Source organism: Scandinavium goeteborgense (assembly GCF_003935895.2).
GTDB classification, from domain to species: Bacteria; Pseudomonadota; Gammaproteobacteria; order Enterobacterales; family Enterobacteriaceae; genus Scandinavium; species Scandinavium goeteborgense.
In genome coordinates, this window is sequence record NZ_CP054058.1 from 2,803,827 (window position 1) to 2,824,795 (window position 20,969).

The 20,969-nt window shown below is 52.5% G+C and carries 24 protein-coding genes; 11 read left to right on the plus strand and 13 right to left on the minus strand.

The features are described from left to right. The first annotated feature begins 14 nt into the window (after positions 1-14). The 3 genes from dinI to solA all read left to right on the plus strand — a co-directional run bounded on the left by dinI (position 15) and on the right by solA (position 2,039). Positions 15-260: a DNA damage-inducible protein I gene (dinI, locus tag A8O29_RS14395; protein ID WP_110509803.1), complete on the plus strand. Its 246-nt coding sequence runs from the start codon at positions 15-17 to the stop codon at positions 258-260. 290 nt (positions 261-550) lie between these two features. After that, positions 551-805, plus strand: a complete 255-nt coding sequence (bssS, locus tag A8O29_RS14400; protein ID WP_110509804.1) for a biofilm formation regulator BssS — start codon at positions 551-553, stop codon at positions 803-805. Positions 806-920: 115 nt separating this feature from the next. Continuing rightward, positions 921-2,039 (plus strand): N-methyl-L-tryptophan oxidase, encoded by a 1,119-nt coding sequence (solA, locus tag A8O29_RS14405; protein WP_174081349.1) that lies wholly within the window; start codon positions 921-923, stop codon positions 2,037-2,039. 58 nt (positions 2,040-2,097) lie between these two features. On the opposite strand, the gene trhO is transcribed toward solA, so the two are convergent. Then, on the minus strand, positions 2,098-3,147 hold the full coding sequence (trhO, locus tag A8O29_RS14410) for an oxygen-dependent tRNA uridine(34) hydroxylase TrhO (protein ID WP_125353777.1): 1,050 nt from the start codon (positions 3,145-3,147) through the stop codon (positions 2,098-2,100). Positions 3,148-3,365: 218 nt separating this feature from the next. Here trhO and A8O29_RS14415 point away from each other — a divergent pair, with 218 nt between their 5' ends. From A8O29_RS14415 to A8O29_RS14425, 3 genes are all read left to right on the plus strand, one after another. Next, positions 3,366-4,289 (plus strand): Kdo(2)-lipid IV(A) acyltransferase, encoded by a 924-nt coding sequence (locus A8O29_RS14415; RefSeq protein ID WP_125353776.1) that lies wholly within the window; start codon positions 3,366-3,368, stop codon positions 4,287-4,289. A gap of 153 nt (positions 4,290-4,442) precedes the next feature. After that, positions 4,443-5,699, plus strand: a complete 1,257-nt coding sequence (mdtG, locus tag A8O29_RS14420) for a multidrug efflux MFS transporter MdtG (RefSeq protein WP_125353775.1) — start codon at positions 4,443-4,445, stop codon at positions 5,697-5,699. Positions 5,700-5,793: 94 nt separating this feature from the next. Beyond that, positions 5,794-6,168 (plus strand): MysB family protein, encoded by a 375-nt coding sequence (locus A8O29_RS14425; protein ID WP_125353774.1) that lies wholly within the window; start codon positions 5,794-5,796, stop codon positions 6,166-6,168. Here the strand turns inward: A8O29_RS14425 and A8O29_RS14430 are convergent, their stop codons facing one another. The 3 genes from A8O29_RS14430 to mdoG all read right to left on the minus strand — a co-directional run bounded on the left by A8O29_RS14430 (position 6,169) and on the right by mdoG (position 10,554). Then, on the minus strand, positions 6,169-6,396 hold the full coding sequence (locus A8O29_RS14430) for a YceK/YidQ family lipoprotein (RefSeq protein WP_125353780.1): 228 nt from the start codon (positions 6,394-6,396) through the stop codon (positions 6,169-6,171). 83 nt (positions 6,397-6,479) lie between these two features. After that, the gene (gene mdoH, locus A8O29_RS14435; RefSeq protein WP_125353773.1) at positions 6,480-9,008 is read right to left on the minus strand and encodes a glucans biosynthesis glucosyltransferase MdoH; all 2,529 of its coding nucleotides are present in this window, start codon (positions 9,006-9,008) and stop codon (positions 6,480-6,482) included. Next, positions 9,001-10,554: a glucans biosynthesis protein MdoG gene (gene mdoG, locus A8O29_RS14440; RefSeq protein WP_168713848.1), complete on the minus strand. Its 1,554-nt coding sequence runs from the start codon at positions 10,552-10,554 to the stop codon at positions 9,001-9,003. The genes mdoH and mdoG overlap by 8 nt, the downstream gene beginning before the upstream one ends. 251 nt (positions 10,555-10,805) lie before the next feature. On the opposite strand from mdoG, the gene mdoC reads away from it, so the two are divergent. Then, on the plus strand, positions 10,806-11,966 hold the full coding sequence (gene mdoC / locus A8O29_RS14445) for a glucans biosynthesis protein MdoC (RefSeq protein WP_125353771.1): 1,161 nt from the start codon (positions 10,806-10,808) through the stop codon (positions 11,964-11,966). A 29-nt stretch (positions 11,967-11,995) separates the two neighbouring features. On the opposite strand, the gene A8O29_RS14450 is transcribed toward mdoC, so the two are convergent. The 6 genes from A8O29_RS14450 to csgB all read right to left on the minus strand — a co-directional run bounded on the left by A8O29_RS14450 (position 11,996) and on the right by csgB (position 15,856). Further along, positions 11,996-13,468 carry a phospholipase D family protein gene (locus tag A8O29_RS14450; RefSeq protein ID WP_125353779.1) on the minus strand — a complete coding sequence of 491 codons (1,473 nt, stop codon included), beginning with the start codon at positions 13,466-13,468 and terminating at the stop codon, positions 11,996-11,998. Next, on the minus strand, positions 13,416-13,946 hold the full coding sequence (gene ymdB / locus A8O29_RS14455) for an O-acetyl-ADP-ribose deacetylase (RefSeq protein WP_125353770.1): 531 nt from the start codon (positions 13,944-13,946) through the stop codon (positions 13,416-13,418). Before ymdB ends, A8O29_RS14450 begins: the two co-directional genes overlap by 53 nt. Positions 13,947-14,021: 75 nt before the next feature. Further along, positions 14,022-14,345 (minus strand): type 1 fimbrial protein, encoded by a 324-nt coding sequence (locus tag A8O29_RS14460; protein ID WP_125353769.1) that lies wholly within the window; start codon positions 14,343-14,345, stop codon positions 14,022-14,024. Between the two features lie 154 nt (positions 14,346-14,499). Beyond that, the gene (csgC, locus tag A8O29_RS14465) at positions 14,500-14,829 is read right to left on the minus strand and encodes a curli assembly chaperone CsgC (protein ID WP_125353768.1); all 330 of its coding nucleotides are present in this window, start codon (positions 14,827-14,829) and stop codon (positions 14,500-14,502) included. Between the two features lie 60 nt (positions 14,830-14,889). After that, positions 14,890-15,345, minus strand: coding sequence for a curlin (locus A8O29_RS14470; RefSeq protein WP_168713847.1), 456 nt, complete (start codon positions 15,343-15,345; stop codon positions 14,890-14,892). Between the two features lie 52 nt (positions 15,346-15,397). After that, positions 15,398-15,856 carry a curli minor subunit CsgB gene (gene csgB / locus A8O29_RS14475; RefSeq protein WP_110509816.1) on the minus strand — a complete coding sequence of 153 codons (459 nt, stop codon included), beginning with the start codon at positions 15,854-15,856 and terminating at the stop codon, positions 15,398-15,400. A 729-nt stretch (positions 15,857-16,585) separates the two neighbouring features. On the opposite strand from csgB, the gene csgD reads away from it, so the two are divergent. Genes csgD through csgG form a run of 4 tightly spaced genes read left to right on the plus strand, consistent with a single transcriptional unit; the run spans position 16,586 to position 18,939 of the window. Then, positions 16,586-17,233 carry a biofilm master transcriptional regulator CsgD gene (gene csgD, locus A8O29_RS14480; protein WP_125353766.1) on the plus strand — a complete coding sequence of 216 codons (648 nt, stop codon included), beginning with the start codon at positions 16,586-16,588 and terminating at the stop codon, positions 17,231-17,233. A gap of 17 nt (positions 17,234-17,250) precedes the next feature. Further along, entirely contained in the window at positions 17,251-17,640 is a 390-nt protein-coding gene (gene csgE, locus A8O29_RS14485; RefSeq protein ID WP_110509818.1) for a curli production assembly/transport protein CsgE, read from the plus strand. 19 nt (positions 17,641-17,659) lie between these two features. Beyond that, positions 17,660-18,079: a curli production assembly/transport protein CsgF gene (gene csgF / locus A8O29_RS14490; RefSeq protein WP_110509819.1), complete on the plus strand. Its 420-nt coding sequence runs from the start codon at positions 17,660-17,662 to the stop codon at positions 18,077-18,079. A gap of 26 nt (positions 18,080-18,105) precedes the next feature. Next, positions 18,106-18,939: a curli production assembly/transport protein CsgG gene (gene csgG, locus A8O29_RS14495; protein ID WP_125353765.1), complete on the plus strand. Its 834-nt coding sequence runs from the start codon at positions 18,106-18,108 to the stop codon at positions 18,937-18,939. Between the two features lie 63 nt (positions 18,940-19,002). Here the strand turns inward: csgG and A8O29_RS14500 are convergent, their stop codons facing one another. The 3 genes from A8O29_RS14500 to A8O29_RS14510 form a co-directional block, all read right to left on the minus strand. Beyond that, positions 19,003-19,488: a DUF1097 domain-containing protein gene (locus A8O29_RS14500; RefSeq protein WP_125353764.1), complete on the minus strand. Its 486-nt coding sequence runs from the start codon at positions 19,486-19,488 to the stop codon at positions 19,003-19,005. 103 nt (positions 19,489-19,591) lie between these two features. Next, positions 19,592-20,146: a TorD/DmsD family molecular chaperone gene (locus A8O29_RS14505; protein WP_125353763.1), complete on the minus strand. Its 555-nt coding sequence runs from the start codon at positions 20,144-20,146 to the stop codon at positions 19,592-19,594. A 21-nt stretch (positions 20,147-20,167) separates the two neighbouring features. Then, the gene (locus tag A8O29_RS14510) at positions 20,168-20,905 is read right to left on the minus strand and encodes a phosphatase (protein WP_168713846.1); all 738 of its coding nucleotides are present in this window, start codon (positions 20,903-20,905) and stop codon (positions 20,168-20,170) included. Between the last annotated feature and the right edge of the window lie 64 nt (positions 20,906-20,969).

The window sequence follows — 20,969 nt, forward strand, 5'->3', positions numbered from 1 at the left end:
ACAGGGGGCATATTATGCGTATTGAAGTGACTATCGCCAAAACCACTGTCCTGCCCGCAGGCGCTATTGATGCGCTCACCAGCGAGCTTTCCCGTCGTATTCTCGATCAATTCCCCGACCAGAACGGACAAGTCAGCGTGCGCTATGCCGCGGGCAATAATCTTTCCGTTCTCGGTGGCGCTAAAGGAGACAAAGACCGCATCAGCGAAATTCTCCAGGAAACCTGGGAAAGCGCCGATGACTGGTTTAACCCTGCCTAATTCGATTAAAAAACGCTCCATCATTATGTAATTTTTGCCGGGTCGCCCCGGCTTTTTTAATTTCATTTTGTGCTTTTTTTAACCTTTTTCTTATTGCATCACTATTCTTTTAAAAAATAACGAACTAACTGCCGTTTTATTGTTCAAAAAAACGATTGAACCTGAAAAAGATGTTGCCCTTTACCTAAAAGTTCGAATATTTTCATAGTTGTTGATATAATTAGTATGCTTCAGAAAACACGCATTAAACCTCGAACCGTTGTCTTTAAACACGTTAATAAGGGGTTATGATGGAAAAGAATAATGAAGTCATCCAGACCCATCCCCTCGTCGGATGGGACATCAGCACCGTAGACAGCTATGACGCGCTGATGCTGCGCCTGCACTACCAGAACCCCACACAATCGAGTCTTAACGAAGCAGAAATCGGTCAAACGCTATGGTTAACGACCGATGTAGCCCGCCAGTTTATTTCTATTTTAGAAGCGGGCATCGCCAAAATTGAATCCGGCGATTTCCAGGAAAACGAGTATCGAAGGCATTAGCGCTTGATGCCAAAATTCACGTAACAGGCACCCATCGGGTGCCTTAATTATTTCTGGCTTGTCATGCATTATCAGATTAATTACCCTGCTAATAACGAACAGAGATGAGACACGCATGAACTACGACTTAATAATTATCGGCAGTGGCTCTGTCGGTGCCGCCGCCGGTTATTACGCTTCCCGTGCAGGGCTGTCGGTCCTGATGACCGATGCCCATCTGCCGCCGCATAACGAGGGTAGCCACCACGGCGATACGCGTCTGATTCGCCATGCCTACGGCGAGGGTGAAAAATATGTGCCGCTGGTACTCCGCGCACAAACCCTGTGGGATGAACTCGCCACCCTCAGCGGCGAAGAGATTTTTGAGAAAACCGGCGTCATCAACCTGGGCCCGGCGCATTCCCCGTTCCTCGCCAACGTCGAGCAAAGCGCCCGTCAATTCGGTCTGGATGTTGAACGACTGGACAGCCAGGCACTAATGGCCCGCTGGCCGGAAATCCGCGTGCCGGAGGATTACATCGGGCTGTTTGAACCTGCTTCCGGCGTGCTGCACAGCGAGCTGGCGATCAAAGCCTGGGTCGAACTGGCGCGGGAAGCTGGCTGTGCTCAGCTGTTCAATTGCCCTGTCACCGCCGTTTCGCATCACGCTGATGGCGTCACTGTCGAAACCGCCGATGGCAGTTACACCGCGAAACGTCTGTTGGTGAGCGCCGGAACCTGGGCGACCAAACTGCTGCCAGAACTCCCGATTCAACCGGTGCGTAAAGTGTTTGCCTGGTATCAGGCCGATGGCCGCTATAGCCGCAAAAACAACTTCCCGGCGTTTACCGGCGAGTTGCCAAACGGCGATCAGTATTACGGTTTCCCGGCAGAAGACAATGAGCTGAAAATCGGCAAGCACAACGGGGGGCAAGTGATTGATTCTCCAGAACAGCGCAAACCGTTTGGCGCAGTGGCAACCGACGGCTCCGAAGCCTTTAACTTCCTGCGTAACGTTCTGCCCGGCATTGGCTGCTGCCTGCACGGCGCGGCCTGCACCTACGACAATTCGCCGGACGAAGACTTCATCATCGACACCCTGCCCGGCCATGACAACACGCTGGTGATTTCCGGGCTGAGCGGACACGGCTTTAAGTTCACCTCAGTGTTAGGCGAAATTGCCGCTGATTTTGCGCAGGGCAAGACGCCAGCGTTCGATCTATCGCCGTTCAGACTGGCGCGTTTCGCTCATTAAGGGCGTAAAAAAGCCCGGTAGCGCTAGCGCTTACCGGGCCTGATTTTTTCATCGACCCTTATTCCGGGTCAGGAATACCCAAACGCGTATTCAGTTGACCGCGCGATTTATTGAAGATCTTGTTACCGTTTTCACGCCCTGCCCGCAGCCGACGCTGCTCTTCTTCTGGCAGAATGCTCTCTTCTTTGCACAGCTCGCTGCAACAACCACGGAATTTCTCCGCACACGCCGGACACTGAATAAACAGCAGATGGCAACCGTCGTTCAGACAGTTGGTGTGACTGTCGCACGGCGTACCGCACTGGTGACAATGCGCAATCACATCGTCTGAAATGCGCTCGCCCATGCGTTCGTCGAACACGAAGTTCTTACCGATAAAACGCACCGGCAGCCCCTGCTCACGCGCGCGGCGGGCGTATTCGATAATCCCGCCCTCAATGTGCCAGACCTTGTTGAAGCCTTTGTGCTTCATAAACGCACTGGCTTTTTCGCAGCGGATCCCGCCGGTACAGTACATGACAATTTTCTTGTCGCGGTACTCGTCCATCATTTCAACGGCTTTTGGCAACTGGTCACGGAAGGTGTCTGCCGGGATTTCCAGCGCGTTTTCGAAATGGCCCACTTCGTATTCATAGTGGTTACGCATATCGATAAATACCGCATCAGGGTCGTCGAGCATGGCATTCACTTCAGCGGCTTTGAGGTATTCGCCCACATCGCTGGCGTCAAAGGTCGGGTCATCGATGCCGTCAGCCACGATGCGGTCACGCACTTTCATGCGCAGCACCCAGAAGGATTTACCGTCATCATCCAGCGCGATATTCAGGCGCAGATTGTTGAACGCCGGATCAAAACCGTACAGCAGCTCACGGAAAGCGTCGACTTTGCTCTCTGGCACGCTGATTTGCGCGTTAATCCCTTCATGGGCGAGATAGACACGACCAAACACGCTGAGTCGTAAAAACGCCTGATACAGCGCATCACGGGTCGCCTTTGGATCGGTAATGGTGAAATACTTATAGAATGAGATTGTCGTGCGCGGCTCGGTTTCAGCCATCATCTGCGCCTTCAATTGCTCATTCGAGATGCGGTTATGCAACACTGGCATGGTGTGGTTCCTGCATTCGTTTATGAGAAAATTCGCGGCCCGCATCATATAGCATGTGCTGCGAATTTACATCCCCACATTTTGCGCTACATTTTTCTCACTTCAAACAGATAGACTCACTACATTTGCTGCAATAACAGACGTTCCATCTGGGGTCATTTGGGCGAAGCCCAAAAAAGTGCGATAATAGAGCAATTGCTCGAAAGAACAGGAATGACATGACGCATTTACCTAAATTTTCCGCCGCGCTCCTCCACCCGCGTTACTGGTTAACCTGGCTGGGGGTCGGTCTGTTGTGGCTACTGGTTCAACTTCCTTATCCGTTCCTCTACCGTCTCGGTACGTCCATGGGCCGTCTTTCGCTGCGTCTGATGAAACGGCGCTCCTATATTGCCTATCGCAATCTCGAACTGTGCTTTCCCGATATGGACGAAAAAACGCGTCATGACTGGGTCGTCAAAAACTTTGAGTCCGTGGGCATGGGTTTGATGGAAACCGGCATGGCGTGGTTCTGGTCCGACAAACGAATGGCTCGCTGGAGCGAATCCATCGGCGTGGAACATATCCGTGCACTTGAAGCCGAGAAAAAAGGCATTCTGCTGATCGGTATTCACTTCCTGACCCTGGAAATCGGCGCCCGCATGTTTGGCCTGCACGCGTCTCCGGGGATTGGCGTGTATCGCCCGAACGATAATCCGGTTATCGACCTGGTGCAGACCTGGGGACGCATGCGCTCCAACAAAGATATGCTCGATCGCAAAGATTTAAAGGGCATGATCCGTGCCCTGAAAAACGGCGAAGTTATCTGGTACGCGCCCGATCATGACTACGGCCCTCAGGGCAGCGTGTTTGCGCCGCTGTTTGGTGTCGACAAGGCGGCAACCACGTCCGGAACTTACACCCTGACGCGCATGTCGAAGGCCTGCATTGTGCCTTTCGTGCCGCGTCGTAAGCCGGATGGCAAAGGCTATGAATTAGTGATCCTTGAGCCAGAGTGCGCCCCACCGCTGGACGATGCTGAAACCACCGCCGCATGGATGAACAAGGTTATCGAACAATGCATTTTGATGGCGCCCGAGCAGTATATGTGGCTGCATCGCCGCTTCAAAACGCGCCCGGAAGGCACCCCTTCCCGCTACTGACCCTTCCTTTGCCGGGTGGCCCTGCGGTTACCCGGCCTGCTTTTTTCTGTTCTGGTTTCGTCGTCGTTGATTGCAGTCATGATTTAGCGAGCGCATAATTAGCCTGCTTATCACTTCATTTTGAACGACCCTAGCGTCATTACGCGGAACCCTATGCTCTCCTCAGATGCCCCCATAAGCTGGAAACGGAATCTCACCATCGCCTGGATCGGCTGCTTTCTGACTGGCTCGGCCTTCAGTCTCGTCATGCCATTCCTGCCGCTGTACGTCGAACAGCTCGGCGTCACCGGACACAGCGCGCTCAACATGTGGTCCGGGCTGGTATTCAGCATCACCTTTCTGTTTTCCGCTGTCGCCTCGCCGTTTTGGGGTGGGCTGGCGGACCGTAAAGGTCGAAAAATTATGCTGCTGCGCTCTGCCCTCGGCATGGCGATTGTGATGGTGCTGATGGGCTTTGCGCAGAATATCTGGCAATTCCTGGTTCTGCGCGCGCTGTTGGGTCTGCTTGGCGGCTTTGTGCCGAACGCCAATGCGCTGATCGCCACCCAAATCCCTCGCCACAAAAGCGGCTGGGCGCTGGGTACGCTTTCCACCGGGGCGGTGAGTGGCGCGCTGCTTGGCCCTTTGGCAGGCGGCCTGATGGCAGATACCTACGGCCTGCGCCCGGTGTTCTTTATCACCGCCAGCGTGCTGTTTTTGTGCTTCCTGCTGACGCTTTTGCTGATCCGCGAGCAGTTCGAGCCGGTGCCGAAAAAAGAGATGCTGCACGCCAGAGAGGTCCTTTCGTCGCTGAAAAGCCCGAAGCTGGTGCTGAGCTTGTTTATCACCACCATGATTATTCAGGTGGCGACCGGTTCTATCGCCCCCATTCTGACGCTGTATGTGCGCGAGCTGGCGGGTAACGTCAGCAATATCGCGTTCATCAGCGGGATGATTGCCTCGGTACCCGGCGTTGCCGCGCTGATCAGCGCCCCTCGACTGGGCAAACTGGGCGACAGAATCGGGCCGGAAAAAATCCTGATTGCGGCGCTGATTATCTCCGTTCTGCTGTTAATCCCGATGTCATTTGTGCAAACCCCCTGGCAGCTTGGCCTGCTGCGCTTTTTACTCGGCGCTGCCGACGGCGCGCTGCTGCCAGCGGTTCAGACGCTGCTGGTGTACAACTCTACCAACCAAATTGCAGGGCGCATTTTCAGCTATAACCAGTCATTCCGCGATATCGGCAACGTCACCGGGCCGCTGATTGGCGCTTCGGTTTCAGCGAGCTATGGATTTCGCACGGTGTTCCTGGTCACCGCAAGCGTGGTGATGTTCAACGCCATTTATACCGGCCTGAGTATGCGCCGTAGGCGCCAGGCTGCCCTCGCCTCTGCACAGAATGAAAGTGAAGACCAGTCGGTGACGAATTAATCCATCCGGATGATTTTTTGTCTGACGTTCTTGCTTAACCAAAACTTCGTCTATTCTTTTCCTGAAAACCACGTCAAACCGCAGGGAGAATGAGATGACTATGTACGCCACGCTCGACGAAGCTATTGATGCGGCTCGCGAAGAGTTCGTTGCCAGCAAACCCAATCCGGGAGAGGACGAACTCAGTGTTCAGCAGCTCAACTTACAGAAATACATCCTGCAGGATGGCGATATTATGTGGCAGGCCGAATTCTTTGCCACCGAAGGTGAAGACGGCGAATGCCTGCCGATGGTGAGCGGAGAAGGTGCACAGAGCGTCTTTGACGGCGATTTCGACGAGATTGAGCTGACGCAGGAGTGGATTGAAGAAAATACGCTCCACGAGTGGGATGAGGGCGAATTTCAGCTCGAACCGCCTCTGGACACCGAAGAGGGCCAGACAGCAGCCGACGAGTGGGATGAGCGCTAGTTACTCGTAAGGGCCATGGTTCGCGTCGATCGGTAACAACAGCGTATCAAAGACCAGTGAGAACGGCAGATCGAGGATGGTGATGTAACGCCATGCGGAATCTTTGACGTCCCACTGCACGCCAGGATAGTACTGATTTCCGTGCCCCTGGCCCGGTATGGTCCGACTGATAATGCTGCCGCAGCCGCTCAACGTGAGCGCCATCAGGCACACTGCCAGGATCCTCACCGCGTTTCTGTTCATCAAAACCTCATTAAAAAAATACCGGTCAATCGACCGGTATTTTATTTTCAAACGCGTTACCGCGGAAGTTACTTCGCTTTAATCGCCATTGGATTGAGCGTGATTTCCGCGTAATGGTTCACCCACGAAGAGTATCTCTCCGGCGCAGACCATACACGATAGTGCATGCGTGCCATAGTCACCGGATCGCTCAGCAGCACCAGGCGGCGGTCGCGATTCAGTTTGTCCGGCGTTTCGTTCAGCGCTTGCTCAACGTGACGGTCGCGGGCAATTTCCTGCACTTGACTGTCGCGGTGACGCGCCGTGGCCATCGCCGTCGCCAGGGCGTTAAACGACGGGTTGAACACCGCGTGCATAAAACCATTGTCCAGCGAACGGGTGCGGTTCAGCACCACGTACTTGTCGGTGTCTTGCAGAACCTGCGGCGGGGAATACTCTTCCGGGATCAGGAACAGCTTCCAGCGTTTGGTACGCAGACCGATGGTCGCACGGCTTGAAATCACCGACACGAACGGCGACAGGATCAGCGAGAAGACAATCGGTGCCAGCCAGAACAGGAAACGCAAGTCCAGCCACGCCATACCGACCGCCCACACCAGACCCAGCAGCAGCTGAGAACCGTGGCGCATGAAGGCTTCACCCCATGGGGTTGAGTCATCATCACGCTGTGGTGAATTCCATACCACTTCCCAGCCAAGGAACGCACTGACCACGAAGACGGTGTGGAACAGCATACGTACCGGGGCCAGCAGCACTGAGAACAACACTTCCAGCAGCAGGGAAAGGGTCACGCGGAAGAAACCGCCAAACTCTTTCGACCCCTTACACCAGATGAGGATGATACTCAGCAGCTTAGGCAGGAACAGCAGCACCATGGTCGACGCAAACAGCGCGATAGCCAATTCCGGACGCCACTGCGGCCATACCGGGAACAGCTGACGCGGCTGCAGGAAGTACTGCGGCTCGGTGAGCGCATGAACCACCTGGAGCGCCGTCGACAAGGCGAGGAAGCTAAACCACAGCGGCGCAGACAGGTATGACATAACACCGGTCAGGAACACCGCACGGTGTACCGGGTGCATGCCTTTCACGAGGAACAGACGGAAGTTCATCAGGTTCCCGTGACACCAGCGACGGTCACGCTTCAGTTCGTCCAGCAGGTTTGGCGGCAGCTCTTCATACGAACCTGGCAAGTCATAGGCAATCCACACGCCCCACCCTGCACGACGCATCAGCGCCGCTTCCACGAAGTCGTGGGAGAGGATGGAACCGGCGAATGAACCTTCACCCGGCAGCGGTGCCAGCGCACAGTGCTCGATGAACGGCTTCACGCGGATAATGGCGTTGTGACCCCAGTAATGGGATTCACCCAACTGCCAGAAGTGCAGACCAGCGGTAAACAGCGGACCGTAAACGCGGGTCGCAAACTGCTGGCAACGCGCATACAGCGTGTCCATGCCGGAGGCTTTTGGCGAAGACTGGATGATCCCGGCATTCGGGTTCGCTTCCATCAGACGCACCAGACCACACAGGCAGTCACCGGTCATTACGGAGTCAGCGTCCAGCACCACCATGTAGCTGTACTGGCTACCCCAACGACGGCAGAAGTCATCGATGTTACCGCTTTTACGCTTCACACGACGACGGCGACGACGGTAGAAAATCTGCCCTTCGCCCTGCACTTCCGCAATCAGCTCCATCCATGCTTTCTGCTCACGCATACAGATATCAGGATCATAACTGTCGCTGAGCACGTACACGTCGAAATGCTTGTGGTTGCCGGTCGCTTTTACCGACTCCCAGGTCGCACGCAGGCCGGCGAATACGCGGTCTACGTCTTCGTTACAGATAGGCATGATAAGCGCGGTGCGATGCTCAGGATTCAGCGCTTCGTCACCGACGGTTGACGCTGAAATACTGTATTTATCGCGGCCCATCAGCAACTGCAGGAAGCCCATCAACGCGGTCCAGAAACCGGCAGAGACCCAGCAGAACAGAATAGCGAACAGGATAAGGATCCCCGTTTGCAGCACGTACGGCAGAAGCTGCATAAAGGAAACCAGCAGATCCTGGTCGCGCATGTCTAGTGGGTTAACCAGCGCCCAACCCTGATACGGCAGAATGGTTTTCATGTACCAGGTTGCGACGACGGTTTGCGCCAGCGTCAGCAACAGCAGAATGTAGCGACGGATAGTCCCGACGGTACGCCACTTGGCCTCGTGCTCACGCTCTTCCTGCGTCAGACGTGACAAATAACGCGGCTGAACCTCGCGGCCCAGCATTCTGTCCCAGAAGCGACCAATCGGGTTGGTGCGCCATGGATCCGGGAACATTGAAGAACGCGTCGCTTTTGGCATAGCCTCAAGCTGGGTGCGCCCTTCCGCGTCTTTGATTAACTGCCCTTCAGCCAGCGAATCCGGCCACGCCTGCTCCAGACGCGCTTTTACCGAACCGAGCGGTGAATCATCTTCACGCGCAATCGGGGTATGTTCGGTGTCCAGCGCCTGATGCAGAGCACGATAATCAGTGGTCGGCAATGCCGCCTTCTCAGTATCTGAGAGGGGCATTGCATCGATGTATTCGTTTATCTTATTCATTGGCAGGTAGCTGATAGCTCCAGGTTTCACTCAGCGTCTGATCGCCATTGACCAGGGCCGCACGCATGTCGGTCGTTTTCTTCACATCTTTGACTTTCACACGCATCGTCAGTCGCCAGCCTTTGGTCATCGGGTTATAGCGAACGTTGCTGTCCACGATTTCCCCGTTGTCACCAATACTGGTCTGGGCGGTCACCGGCGTATCCTGCGGCATCTTTTTCATGTCCGCACCGGTGTAGTCGATGACAAACGCGATAGTGCCATCCGGCTGACGAATGAGATTCGACTGCTTCACGTCACCCGTTGAACGGCGCGTTTGCATCACATACGCGCTGTCCGGTGCGTGCAGTTTGTCTTCGTCACGGCTGAAAGTGATGGTGTATTTGAAGTTCATCTCTTTACCTGGGTCCGGCAGCTGATCCGGCGTCCAGTAAGCGACGATGTTATCGTTGGTTTCGTCGTTGGTTGGAATTTCCACCAGCTCGACTTTCCCTTTACCCCAGTCGCCTTTCGGGGTGATCCACGCGCTTGGGCGCAGGTCATAACGATCGTCCAGATCCTCATAACGCGAGAACTGACGGCCGCGCTGCAACAGACCAAAGCCTTTCGGATTTTCGGTCGCGTAGCTGCTCACTGCCAGGTGTTTCGGGTTATTCAGCGGACGCCAGATCCATTCTCCGTTACCGGCCAGAATCGACAGACCGTTAGAGTCATGCAGTTCAGGACGGAAGTTGGTGGTCGGAGATGGCTGATTCGGCCCAAACAGGAACATGCTGGTCAGAGGTGCTACGCCCAGTTTCCCCACTTTATCACGCAGGTAAACTTTAGACTGCACATCAACCACGGTATCGCGGCCAGGCATCACGACAAAGCGATAGGCGCCGGTCGCACGCGGGGAATCCAGCAGTGCATAAATAGTCAGACGTTTGTCGGTCGCTTTTGGACGCTCAATCCAGAACTCACGAAAACGCGGGAACTCTTCGCCGGATGGCAAAGCAGTATCAATGGCGAGACCGCGGGCAGACAAGCCATAAGTTTGGCCCTGACCGAGAACGCGGAAATAGCTGGCTCCGAGCATGCTGACGATTTCGTCGTTTTTATCTTTGCTGTTGATCGGATACAGCACTTTAAACCCGGCAAAACCCAGATCCTTGACGGTGTCTTTATCATGCTGGACATTGCCAAAATTGAAGTAATCCGGGCTGTATTTGATTTTCTTCACCGACGTGGCCGTCACTTCATTAATGGCGACTGGCGTGTCGAAATACATCCCCTGATGGTAAAACTCAAGCTTGAACGGAGTCTTGACCTTGCTCCAGTAAGCTTTGTCGTGGTTAAACTGAATTTGCTGATAATCCGCGTATTTCATGTCGCGGAAAACGGAGGGCAGGTTACTTTTTGGCGCTTCGTAGCCCTTGCCGGCGAGCGATTTCGCTTCCTTCGCTACATCATCAATACTGAACGCCCATGCAGATGAAGTACACAGGGACAACATTATGGCTGCGCCTATCCAACGCAGTTTCATCATCTGTGGTTTATTTTTCATAAGTAGTAAGCACTTCCCCCTTTGTGTGCTTAAATCGATCCGATCCATTTTAATGGAAACTCAAGCAATCCGACAACATAATCCCCATTTTGTTCGGCTCAGTGGCCTATGGATTAAACAACATTCCACACCGGGTTGCACTTTGCGTGCTGCTCCTAAAGACAGGTTCCCGGACTTCGTGTAGGGTTGCTCGAATTTAACCGTTATCGTACTGCCCGTTAAGGCGATTAGTCTGAGATTTCATTGACTTTATGAATACTACACCCCCGCAACGCGAATATTTCCTTGACTCCATCCGCGCCTGGCTGATGCTGTTGGGTATCCCCTTTCATATTTCCCTGATTTATTCCAGCCACATCTGGCACGTCAACAGTGCGGAGCCTTCATGGTGGCTGACGCTGTTCAACGATTTTGTTCACTCATTTCGTATGCAGGTCTTTTTCGTCATTTCCGGCTATTTCTCCTACATGCTGTTTTTGCGCTATCCAATGAAGAAATGGTGGAAGGTGCGCGTAGAGCGCGTCGGCATCCCGATGTTGACCGCCATTCCCCTACTGACGCTGCCGCAATTTTTAATGCTTCAGCACGTTGAGGGTAAATCGGCGACCTGGCATACGCTGACCGGCTATCAAAAATTCAACACTCTGGCGTGGGAACTAGTGTCTCACCTGTGGTTCCTGCTGGTTCTGGTGGTGCTGACCACGCTGGGCCTGGCGCTGTTCCATTGGATCAAAAAACGCCAGCAGGCCTCGATTGTCGGGTTCTTTAGTCACGTCACCATGGGCCAGTTGACCGGGCTGTTCCTTGCGCTGGGCATTGTGTACGCCATTATTCGCCGGACGCTGTTCATCGTGTATCCCCCGATCCTCAGCGACGGTATTTTCAACTTCGTGGTGATGCAGACCCTGTTCTATCTGCCGTTCTTTATTCTTGGCGCCCAGGCGTTTGTGAATCCACGTCTGAAAGATTTGTTCACCACCCCGTCACCGTGGTGCATGGCGGGCGCGGCGCTCGGCTTTATCGCCTATCGCCTGAACCAGCAGTACGGCTCTGGCGACGCCTGGATGTATGAAACCGAGTATGTGATTACGATGGTGTTGGGTCTGTGGATGGTGAACGTGGTGTTTGCATTTGGTCACCGGATGCTGAATTTCAAATCCAGCCGCGTGACCTATTTCGTTAACGCTTCGCTGTTTATCTATCTGGTTCACCACCCGTTGACCCTGCTGTACGGCGCGTGGATCACCCCGTACATCCACTCTAACCTGTTAGGCTTTATCACGGGTCTGGTGTTCGTTATCGGGATTGCCATTATCCTGTACGAAATTCATCTTCGCATTCCGCTGCTGCGTTTCCTGTTCTCAGGCAAACCGCAGACGCCGCCGAACAAAACTCAGCCTTCCGCACAGTAATAGAAACGGGCCGCCTCTGCGCGGCCCGATTACAACAACCACTCCACCGGCAACACGTACGCTATCAGCACTAAAATACGCTGCCAGATTTTGGCCTGAGGCTCTTTGCGTAACTCGGTTTCCTGCCCGTCTTCCCTGTCTATCCAGTGAATTTTCCCCCAACGCGTGAGCTTCAGCTTCCAGGCGGCGTCGCGCTGACTTTTCAGAAAACGATGGTGAATGCGCTGGGCAAGATTTTCGCTGTCGATGACCAGCCCCATTTCAGTATTGAGCAGCGCCGAACGCGGGTCGAAATTAAACGAGCCGATAAACACTTTTTTGCCATCGATACTGAAGGTTTTGGCGTGCAGGCTGGAGCCTGAGTTACCGGTCAAACCACGGTCGCGAATGCCTGGACGTGGATGTTGCGTCGGTTTCAGTTCGTAAAGTTCAACACCGTGACGCAGAAGTTTTTTACGCCAGCGCGCATAGCCCGCATGGACCACCGCCACATCGTTCGCCGCCAGAGAGTTGGTGAGAATCGCGACTTTCACCCCTTTACGCACCAGTTGGAGTATTTGCGCTACGCCCGCGCGGCCCGGTACAAAATAAGAAGAGATAATATCGATATTCGTTTCCGGCGTGCCCATCGCCCGGCGCAAACGCTCCGGCAGCAAACTGCGCGGGGCGGCTCTCCCCTCCCCTTTGCGCGGATCGTCGCTGAGCAGTCTGGTTTCCGCGTGGATAAAGGATAAATCCCCCTTCGCCATGTGTTGGGCTATTTTGGTTGTCGCCAGTTTTTCCAGATAACGGTCAGCCGCTATCTGCTGCTCATCGGTAAAGGGGGGCAACGTCTGCCGCTCGCTTACCGCGCTTTCCGATAGCAGTACCTGTTTTAGCGTTTTCACCGACTCACACTGCCAGTAGCGTTCGAAATCTCGTTCCACCTCTGCGACGACATGCCCTGTTGCCAGCACGTCGAGATCGGTAAACAACGGTTCTTCACCAATACCGAAATAGGCATCGCCCACGTTGCGCCCACCGATGATGGTCGCCAGGCAGTCTGCGCTAAAACTTTTGTTGTGCATTCGGCGATTGAGGCGAGCGAAGTCGGTCAGATACCCCAGCATTCGCAGGGTACGAAATGAGAAAGGATTGAACAGCCTCACGTCGATATTGGGATGCACATCCAGCACTTTGAGGGTTTCGTCCAGCCCGCTGGTATTGTTGTCATCCAGTAATAATCGCACCTTCACGCCGCGGTCTGCGGCGTCCATCAGTGCCTGAAAAAGTAACCGTCCGGAGACGTCGTCTTCCCAGATATAGTACTGCACATCAAGGGTGCGCTCCGCCAGGGCTGCGAGCTGATAACGCGCTGCAAAAGCTTCAAGACTGTCTTCGAGCGTGTGGATCCCACAAACGGTTGACGAGGCATTCTCTGAAGAAGCCAGCGCCTGATGCAGGCTAGTTTTAGTTTCCCTGCTGGCTAAGTAATCGTGCATATAAATGTGCACTGTCCTCATCAAAACAAACGAAAGTTACCTGTTCAGGTAACACATGACTGGCAAGCCAGCGATCGACGGTGGTAAAGGCAATCGCTGCCGCCGCGGCTTTAGGATACCCGTAAACTCCGGTACTGATAGCAGGAAATGCCAGCGTGCGATAACCGTTGGCTTCCGCCAGCTGTAGGCTATTACGGTAAGCCTCTTCCAGCAATGCGGCTTCATGCTGCTCGCCCCCGTGCCATACCGGCCCGACGGCGTGGATAACGGCTTTCGCATTCAGATTCCCGGCCTCGGTGATGACCGCGTGCCCGGCGGGACACTCCCCTTGCTGCTGGCGCACTTTTTTACACGCTTCCAGTAATGCCGGGCCTGCAGCCCGATGAATGGCCCCGTCCACACCCCCACCGCCCAGTAACGAAGGATTGGCGGCGTTGACGATAACGTCGACATCGAGGGTAGTGATATCGGCCTGAAGGATTTGGATCCGCGCGTTCATAAATTTCTCCTGCCGAACGTTCACTTAGGTTCAAGTTTAGTCAAAAGCAGGAGAAAGCGTTTATCCATAAGGAGGTTAACGGTAAGCGATGGTGACGATACCCAGCGTTTTCTGAGGATTAATGTAGCGCATGCTAACGGTCGCCGCCTCGTTATTCACGACCTGTCCCGTGGCAGCCTGTTGGAATGAAATCGCAGAAGTGTGCACCTGCCCTGCACGATTGCAGTGCATGGCAATATGCTGAGAACCGGTTGAAATGTTGCACGGATCTTCGACAATCGATCCGACAAAATGAATGACGCCACCCTGCGCTCCAGAGGTCGCGGCCATCGCGACGCCAGAGAACAATGCCGACGACAGACAAGCAACGGCACACAAACGTTTAGTTAAGGTTTTCATCGCGTAGCTCCGTGGAATGTGATCATCCCTGAGAGAGTTATGCGCACGCTGCCCCGCACCGTGCGTACTTCAACAACACGACACTTCAAACCCTTAACGTAAAAGTAATCATCACTGTGAATTAACGCCAATCAATCTGTGAAAAAAGGCGTTGCTAGGTCCTTTCCCCGTTGGGCCATTGCGCCGAAAGATGCAAAGCCTGCCCGTCCGTAAGCGTGACAACGACTTTTACCGTGTCGTTCTGAGTGATATTTAACTGCATCCGTGAGAGATCAATGGGTTGATTAGCGGGCAAACTTAACGTTTTACTCTGCTGAATGTTGCTGGTCCCGCCTTGTCCCTCACGCATCGTCTGGATACTCACCCGACACTGGCACGGCTCTGTCACTGTGACCTGAGGCGTAATGGTGTACATCTCCCCTTGATGGGTCACATTGAAGGCAATGCTATTGGTGAGCGCGACCGCAATAAGTAAGCTATTCATGAGATCCTCCAATAAAAAAACAGGGCACAGGCCCTGTTTTTATTGTGTGCGAAAACCAGATTAATGCTGGTAAACGTTCGCCCAGTTAGCCGAGCCGTTCTGAGTCACGTTGACCATAGAACTGTCAGCAGTCTGATTCACGACTGAAGAGTTGCCGCCGCCCCAACCAAACAGGTTAGACTGGCTGACATTAATGGTTGAGTTATCACCGGTTTGCAGATTGCTGGAAGAGTTGCTAAAGCCGGTTTGGCTCACGTTAATGTCGCTGTTGTAAGCGCTACTCTGGGTTGCCGTGGCAAGGTTGTTAAAGCCCTGCTGGCTGATGTTAATGTCAGCGTATTTAGACCCGCTTTGGTCTACGCTGGCACCGTTATTACCACCCGCCTGGTAAATATTCACAGTTTCGTTGCTGGAATTTTGTGGAAGGGTTGGACCGCCGTCGTCATGACCGCCGCCATGGCTAGGACCACCCGCAAATGCAGAGCCTGAAACAAGAACCATTGCAATCATAGACATTTTAATATTCATAAAACCCCCATTGGCTTGATTAGGTTTCGTCTTATAACCATTAACGTGTTAATACACGAACGGCCATTTGCGACGAGTTTTGCACAATAACTGTTTTAGTACCTACGGACTGCTGCTGTGAAATACTGGCCTGATTACCCGAACCGCGTTGGATAATAATGCCCGTATTCCCATAGCCTGATTGGCTAATATCTGCATCATTACTACTTCCGGCCTGATCTACGTAGGCCAGATTGTACCCCCCGGATTGAGAAACATCAGACTGATTGCCATTACCTCGTTGAGAAACAACGGCTATTTGATGATTTCCATCCTGCTGAGTATTCGCGCCATTCCCATAACCTTGCTGAGCGACAATTGCCGTTTCATTAGCGAGATTAGAGTTAAGCCCATTGGCGACCAGATTATATTCTGGGCTTGCCAGATCATAACCCGATGCAGCTACTAATCCAGGTATCGCCAGCAGTGTTAACGACAGAAAATACACTTTCTTGTTCATGTTCCACCCGCTTGAATCCTGGCTATTTCTGTTGCTGTTAAATAACGCCGACGTTGTTGTTAATGCGACGTTACGATAAACAGTATGTTGCTGACCAAAATTAATTGGTGTCACCCGCAAGGTTGATTTTAATTTTTTCGGATCATTCCTAAGCATTAGAATTGCGCTATGTCCCGGTCTTTAAATACGATTATTTATGTTTCTATTATCAGAACATATCCAAAAACATGGATAATCATATAAATCAAGGTGTTTAGCGGGCCAAGAAAAAACCAAGCGTGAAGATCCGGATCGCGATCTCATTTGTCTAAAATTTCCTTAAGATAAAAGCGTTACAAACTTAGTTATTATTTTAATGATGGTAATCCACACAAGGCTTATAATATATCCTTCATTTATTAATGAGTTAGATGATTTGTATGATTTATCAAGTTGCTACTATTTTATTTCCGTGTACAACTTTATCATCACTTCTAAATGATTAAAGAACTCCATTTTTACATTTTAATATTCCATTTTACATTTTGTTACAGTGTTTGATCTTGCTTAAAATTTAGCAATGACTAGATTGAACACTGAAGTACCTAATATTGTTTTATTGACTTTTACCCGCCTTAGGGTTTTCGAACTTACGTATACACAGCAATGCAGCCTCAATCAGTACTTCTGGAACCCCGTATATTTTTGCGGGGAAAACTGATAGCTGCTGTAAAACGTTGGAGTTTCATCATGTTAAATGAAGTCCATAGTTTAGGCAGTTCGCTTGTACTTGTAACAAAGCCGTCCTTACAAGCCAGCGCGCTTTTACAATATTTAAAATCGACACTGGATATTTCAGGAAAAGTACAAAACATTCATCGTATTATCGAAGAAACGTTGCCTGACAGCATCATGATCTTCGATATGATGGAAGCGGACAAAAGGCTGATTACTCACTGGCAGGAAAATTTAGGCCGGAAAAACAACGGGATGAAATTGGTATTACTCAATACACCCGAGGAATACCCTTTCAAGGACATAGAAAACTGGCCACATATCAACGGTGTCTTTTATAACAATGAAACTGAATCACGTTTAATCGAAGGATTAAGCATGATCATGCATGGCGATTGTTACTTTTCGCATAAGCTCGCCAGCTATTTGATAACACATTCAGGAAATTACCGTTACAACAATGCCGAAAGCGCAATGCTGACGCAGCGTGAACGGGAAATTCTGAATAAACTACGGGTCGGCGCGTCCAACGTGGAAATTGCCCGCTCGTTGTTCATTAGCGAAAACACCGTAAAAACCCATCTCTATAATCTTTTCAAGAAGTTAGCCGTAAAAAACCGGACCCAGGCCGTCTCCTGGGCCAATGATAATCTCAGGCGTTAAGTTAACAGGCAAACACCATGAAACGTTCCCTGTGCTGGCTTGCAGCTGCAAACCTGCTGCTGCTTGCGCCCTCTCTGCATGCCGGAGAGGTGGAGATACCGGGTATCGTGGCCGACCACACTGTATCGTCAGTAGGGCACGATTTTTATCGTTCCTTTACTGACAAATGGGCCAGTACTACCCGGGAGAATATATCCATTAATGAAAGACCCAGCGCTCGCTGGGGGAGTTGGATAACAATAACTGTCAATCAGGATATTTTATTTCAGACCTTTTTATTCCCGATAAGACGGGAATTTGATAAGACCGTAGACGCAGCTGTACAAATTACTCAAGAAGGTATCAATAAACGCCAAATCGACCAGGCATTATTAAAAACGGACGATTTAGCACACGACGAATTTTAAACATAGGGTGGAGGCAATCATGCGTATCGCCTGTACTGTCGCTTTGCTCGCTTTTATTGCACCAGCAAGTTGGGCCGGTAATATGGTTTTCCAGTTCGTAAACCCAAACTTCGGTGGAAACCCGAATAACGGCGCTTTTTTGCTAAATGAAGCCCAGGCGCAGAATTCCTATAAAGCACCTGGTGGGAGTGACGATTTTGGTTATAACGCGCCGTCGGCGCTGGATAACTTTACGTCAGCTATCCAGTCACAATTATTAAGTGGTCTGTTAGGAAACGTGGCTACCGGGAAACCGGGTCGCCTCGTCACTAATGACTTTATTGTCGATATACAAAACAGCAATGGCCTGCTCACGCTTAACGTGACCGACAGAAGTACGGGGAAAACCTCGACTATCCAGGTCTCCGGAGTGCAACAGACATCGACGAGTGACCAATAGTCACAGATCCGTACAGGAAAATAATCATGAAGCGTTTATTTATACTTCTGGTGGTCGTCCTACTCAGTGGCTGTCTGACCGCCCCACCGAAAGAGGCGGCAAAACCGACGTTAATGCCACGGGCGCAAAGCTATCGTGACCTGACCCACCTGCCTTCTCCGCAGGGCAAGCTGTACGTTTCTGTCTACAACATTCAGGATGAAACCGGGCAATTTAAACCTTACCCGGCGAGTAACTTCTCGACGGCGGTGCCGCAAAGTGCGACGGCGATGCTGGTGACGGCGTTGAAAGATTCCAAATGGTTTATTCCACTGGAGCGTCAGGGATTACAAAACCTGCTCAACGAGCGCAAAATCATTCGTGCAGCGCAGGAAAATGGCACCGTGGGAGTAAATAACCGTGCGCCATTGCAATCGTTAAGTTCTGCAAACGTTATTATAGAAGGGTCGATTATCGGTTATGAAAGTAACGTGAAGTCCGGCGGTGTCGGGGCGCGTTATTTCGGTATCGGTGCCAATACGCAATATCAGCTTGACCAGATTGCCGTTAACCTTCGCGTGATTAACGTCAGTACCGGTGAAGTACTTTCCTCCGTCACTACCAGCAAAACCATATTGTCCTATGAAGTCCAGGCCGGGGTGTTCCGCTTTATTGATTACCAGCGTTTGCTGGAAGGCGAAATTGGGTATACCTCGAATGAACCGGTTATGTTGTGTCTGATGTCGGCGATTGAAACAGGCGTTATTTATCTGATTAACGACGGGATCGATCGTGGACTCTGGAATCTGCAAAGTTCATCAGAAAGCAACAACCCGATTCTTGCGAAATATCGCGACATGGCTTCACCGCCGGAATCCTGATTCTGGTGCAGACAAAAAAAAGCGTAGCCCCGAGGCTACGCTTTTTTGTTTCTTGTTCGACAGTTATTGCTTCACGGCGTTATCCGGTGCTTGTCGTTTGGCGCTGCGTGCCGCCAGCCACAGCCCGCTGTTTTTCATCGCGTAGCCAAATATCAATCCCACCAGCAGCGACGGTACCACCAGCTTCCAGTCGCCCTGCCCTGCAAACGTGGCGCAGGCCCCGATAAACGTGCCCGGCACAAACGACAGCAGCAGCTGTTTAGCTTGCAGGCACATCAGAAACGCAACCACACCGGTCATAACGTAGCCGAAGATTTCCAGATGCGGTGCCAGTGCGCTGCCGTGGATAATCACCAGCGCCCACCCCACCCCGCTCAACACGGTGGCGGTCGCAATGGCAAGGCCTTTCAGCCCACCTTGCGGACAGGCAAAGTAAGCGGTACAGCCGAGAAAACCCGCCCAACTGAGCAGGCCGAGAGACACGGCAACCCATCCCCAAAGTCCGGAGAGAATGCCTGTTGTCAGTGCGAGAGAGAGGAGTATGTTCATGCCGCGCATCATAACAGATGCGCGGTTTTCAGATGAGATCACGAGCACAAAATTTGCAACGTGCAGCGTACCGTTACATTTGCATTGTGATGTAAATCACATTTTACTGTTCGCCGCTTTCTTCGATCTCATCCCACATTGCGGAGATGGCTTCGCGAGTCATGGTCGACTGCGTGCGCCAGAATGGCGTGGTGGCGTGCGCTTCGACTTTCCCGAGGAACGTGCCGACCCACGGCAGCAGATAGTCAGTGAACAGCGTATCGACTGCTTCACTTTCATCGTCTGCGGAGTTGTCTTCCAGCCAGGACGCCGCCAGCAGCAGCGTGCCGATATGGTCGGCAGGCGTGTCACTCAGCGGCATGCCGCGTGAAGACAGGAAGCTGCGCACTTCGGCCTCGGTAGCCCCTTCAACCCAGGCGCTACGGTACGGAGAAACGCTGCACTCGTCGCCAACAAACAGGACGTTGTAGTCTGCGGAGATCTGCTGCATATCGCAGCTCTTTTGCAGGCGCTCCAGCAGCTCATCCTGCTCCAGCGGCCAGCTCGCCGCCAGTTTGCCATCACGAATGAGGGTAAACAGCGGGACCAGCAGCGGGTCCTGCGGCTGGCGATAGTACAATGAGCCCAGAACGCGGCAGAGGATCGAAAACTCGTTCATTCAATTATTCCATTCAGAGAATTACAGTTCAGCAAATTCGGCTATCGGCGGCACGCCGCGCGCTTCGAGGAAATCCAGGAAACGGCGCGGGGTGACGTTGAGAATACGGTCTTCCGGGAACTCGACGGCGTCCAGAATCTTACGGCATTCGGTAAAACACCCCAGGGTAAACGCGGTGTGGGAATCAGAACCTAACGCCACCCAGCCCCCGGCGTCACGCACCGCTGCGGCAACGGCCCGACAGTTATCCTCGCTGCCCGGACGGGATGAAACAAATGAGGAGTTGTTGATTTCCAGCGCGACATGATGCTTCGCCGCCGCTTCTGCCACGGCCTTGATATCAATCGGGAACTTCGGGTTGCCTGGATGGCTAATCATATGGACATTGCCACTGGCGATAGCGGCAATCATCGCTTCGGTGTGCGTGGCTTTATCCTGCGGTGGGAAAACCGGCTCATGGAAACCGGCAATGATGAAATCCAGTGACGTCAGCATGGGGCCCGTGCAGTCGATTTCGCCCAGCGTGTTCTTAATGTTGGATTCGATCCCACGCAGGATACCGACGCCATCGACCATTCGCGGCCAGATGCGCATGTTCACGAAATGCCAATAGTGCGGGGCATCGGCCATGTCTGGCCCGTGATCGGTAATGGCAAACAGTTTGATCCCTTTGCGTTTCGCTTCGGCGATATAGTCATGAAGGGTGCTGTAAGCGTGGGTGCTGGCGACGGTGTGCATATGCAGGTCAACAGGATACATCACATTCTCCTCTTTCTGTATAAGCCCAAGCATAGCAGGAATGGGCGGCCTTTATTAGCGAAAA

What these genes read in the sequence shown, in the direction of transcription:
- dinI (WP_110509803.1), top strand. Translation starts at nt 15, where the DNA reads ATGCGTATTGAAGTGACTATCGCCAAAACCACTGTCCTGCCCGCAGGC.
- bssS (WP_110509804.1), top strand. Translation starts at nt 551, where the DNA reads ATGGAAAAGAATAATGAAGTCATCCAGACCCATCCCCTCGTCGGATGG.
- solA (WP_174081349.1), top strand. Translation starts at nt 921, where the DNA reads ATGAACTACGACTTAATAATTATCGGCAGTGGCTCTGTCGGTGCCGCC.
- trhO (WP_125353777.1), bottom strand. Translation starts at nt 3,147, where the DNA reads ATGCCAGTGTTGCATAACCGCATCTCGAATGAGCAATTGAAGGCGCAG.
- A8O29_RS14415 (WP_125353776.1), top strand. Translation starts at nt 3,366, where the DNA reads ATGACGCATTTACCTAAATTTTCCGCCGCGCTCCTCCACCCGCGTTAC.
- mdtG (WP_125353775.1), top strand. Translation starts at nt 4,443, where the DNA reads ATGCTCTCCTCAGATGCCCCCATAAGCTGGAAACGGAATCTCACCATC.
- A8O29_RS14425 (WP_125353774.1), top strand. Translation starts at nt 5,794, where the DNA reads ATGACTATGTACGCCACGCTCGACGAAGCTATTGATGCGGCTCGCGAA.
- mdoH (WP_125353773.1), bottom strand. Translation starts at nt 9,008, where the DNA reads ATGAATAAGATAAACGAATACATCGATGCAATGCCCCTCTCAGATACT.
- mdoG (WP_168713848.1), bottom strand. Translation starts at nt 10,554, where the DNA reads ATGAAAAATAAACCACAGATGATGAAACTGCGTTGGATAGGCGCAGCC.
- mdoC (WP_125353771.1), top strand. Translation starts at nt 10,806, where the DNA reads ATGAATACTACACCCCCGCAACGCGAATATTTCCTTGACTCCATCCGC.
- A8O29_RS14450 (WP_125353779.1), bottom strand. Translation starts at nt 13,468, where the DNA reads ATGAGGACAGTGCACATTTATATGCACGATTACTTAGCCAGCAGGGAA.
- ymdB (WP_125353770.1), bottom strand. Translation starts at nt 13,946, where the DNA reads ATGAACGCGCGGATCCAAATCCTTCAGGCCGATATCACTACCCTCGAT.
- A8O29_RS14460 (WP_125353769.1), bottom strand. Translation starts at nt 14,345, where the DNA reads ATGAAAACCTTAACTAAACGTTTGTGTGCCGTTGCTTGTCTGTCGTCG.
- csgC (WP_125353768.1), bottom strand. Translation starts at nt 14,829, where the DNA reads ATGAATAGCTTACTTATTGCGGTCGCGCTCACCAATAGCATTGCCTTC.
- A8O29_RS14470 (WP_168713847.1), bottom strand. Translation starts at nt 15,345, where the DNA reads ATGTCTATGATTGCAATGGTTCTTGTTTCAGGCTCTGCATTTGCGGGT.
- csgB (WP_110509816.1), bottom strand. Translation starts at nt 15,856, where the DNA reads ATGAACAAGAAAGTGTATTTTCTGTCGTTAACACTGCTGGCGATACCT.
- csgD (WP_125353766.1), top strand. Translation starts at nt 16,586, where the DNA reads ATGTTAAATGAAGTCCATAGTTTAGGCAGTTCGCTTGTACTTGTAACA.
- csgE (WP_110509818.1), top strand. Translation starts at nt 17,251, where the DNA reads ATGAAACGTTCCCTGTGCTGGCTTGCAGCTGCAAACCTGCTGCTGCTT.
- csgF (WP_110509819.1), top strand. Translation starts at nt 17,660, where the DNA reads ATGCGTATCGCCTGTACTGTCGCTTTGCTCGCTTTTATTGCACCAGCA.
- csgG (WP_125353765.1), top strand. Translation starts at nt 18,106, where the DNA reads ATGAAGCGTTTATTTATACTTCTGGTGGTCGTCCTACTCAGTGGCTGT.
- A8O29_RS14500 (WP_125353764.1), bottom strand. Translation starts at nt 19,488, where the DNA reads ATGAACATACTCCTCTCTCTCGCACTGACAACAGGCATTCTCTCCGGA.
- A8O29_RS14505 (WP_125353763.1), bottom strand. Translation starts at nt 20,146, where the DNA reads ATGAACGAGTTTTCGATCCTCTGCCGCGTTCTGGGCTCATTGTACTAT.
- A8O29_RS14510 (WP_168713846.1), bottom strand. Translation starts at nt 20,905, where the DNA reads ATGTATCCTGTTGACCTGCATATGCACACCGTCGCCAGCACCCACGCT.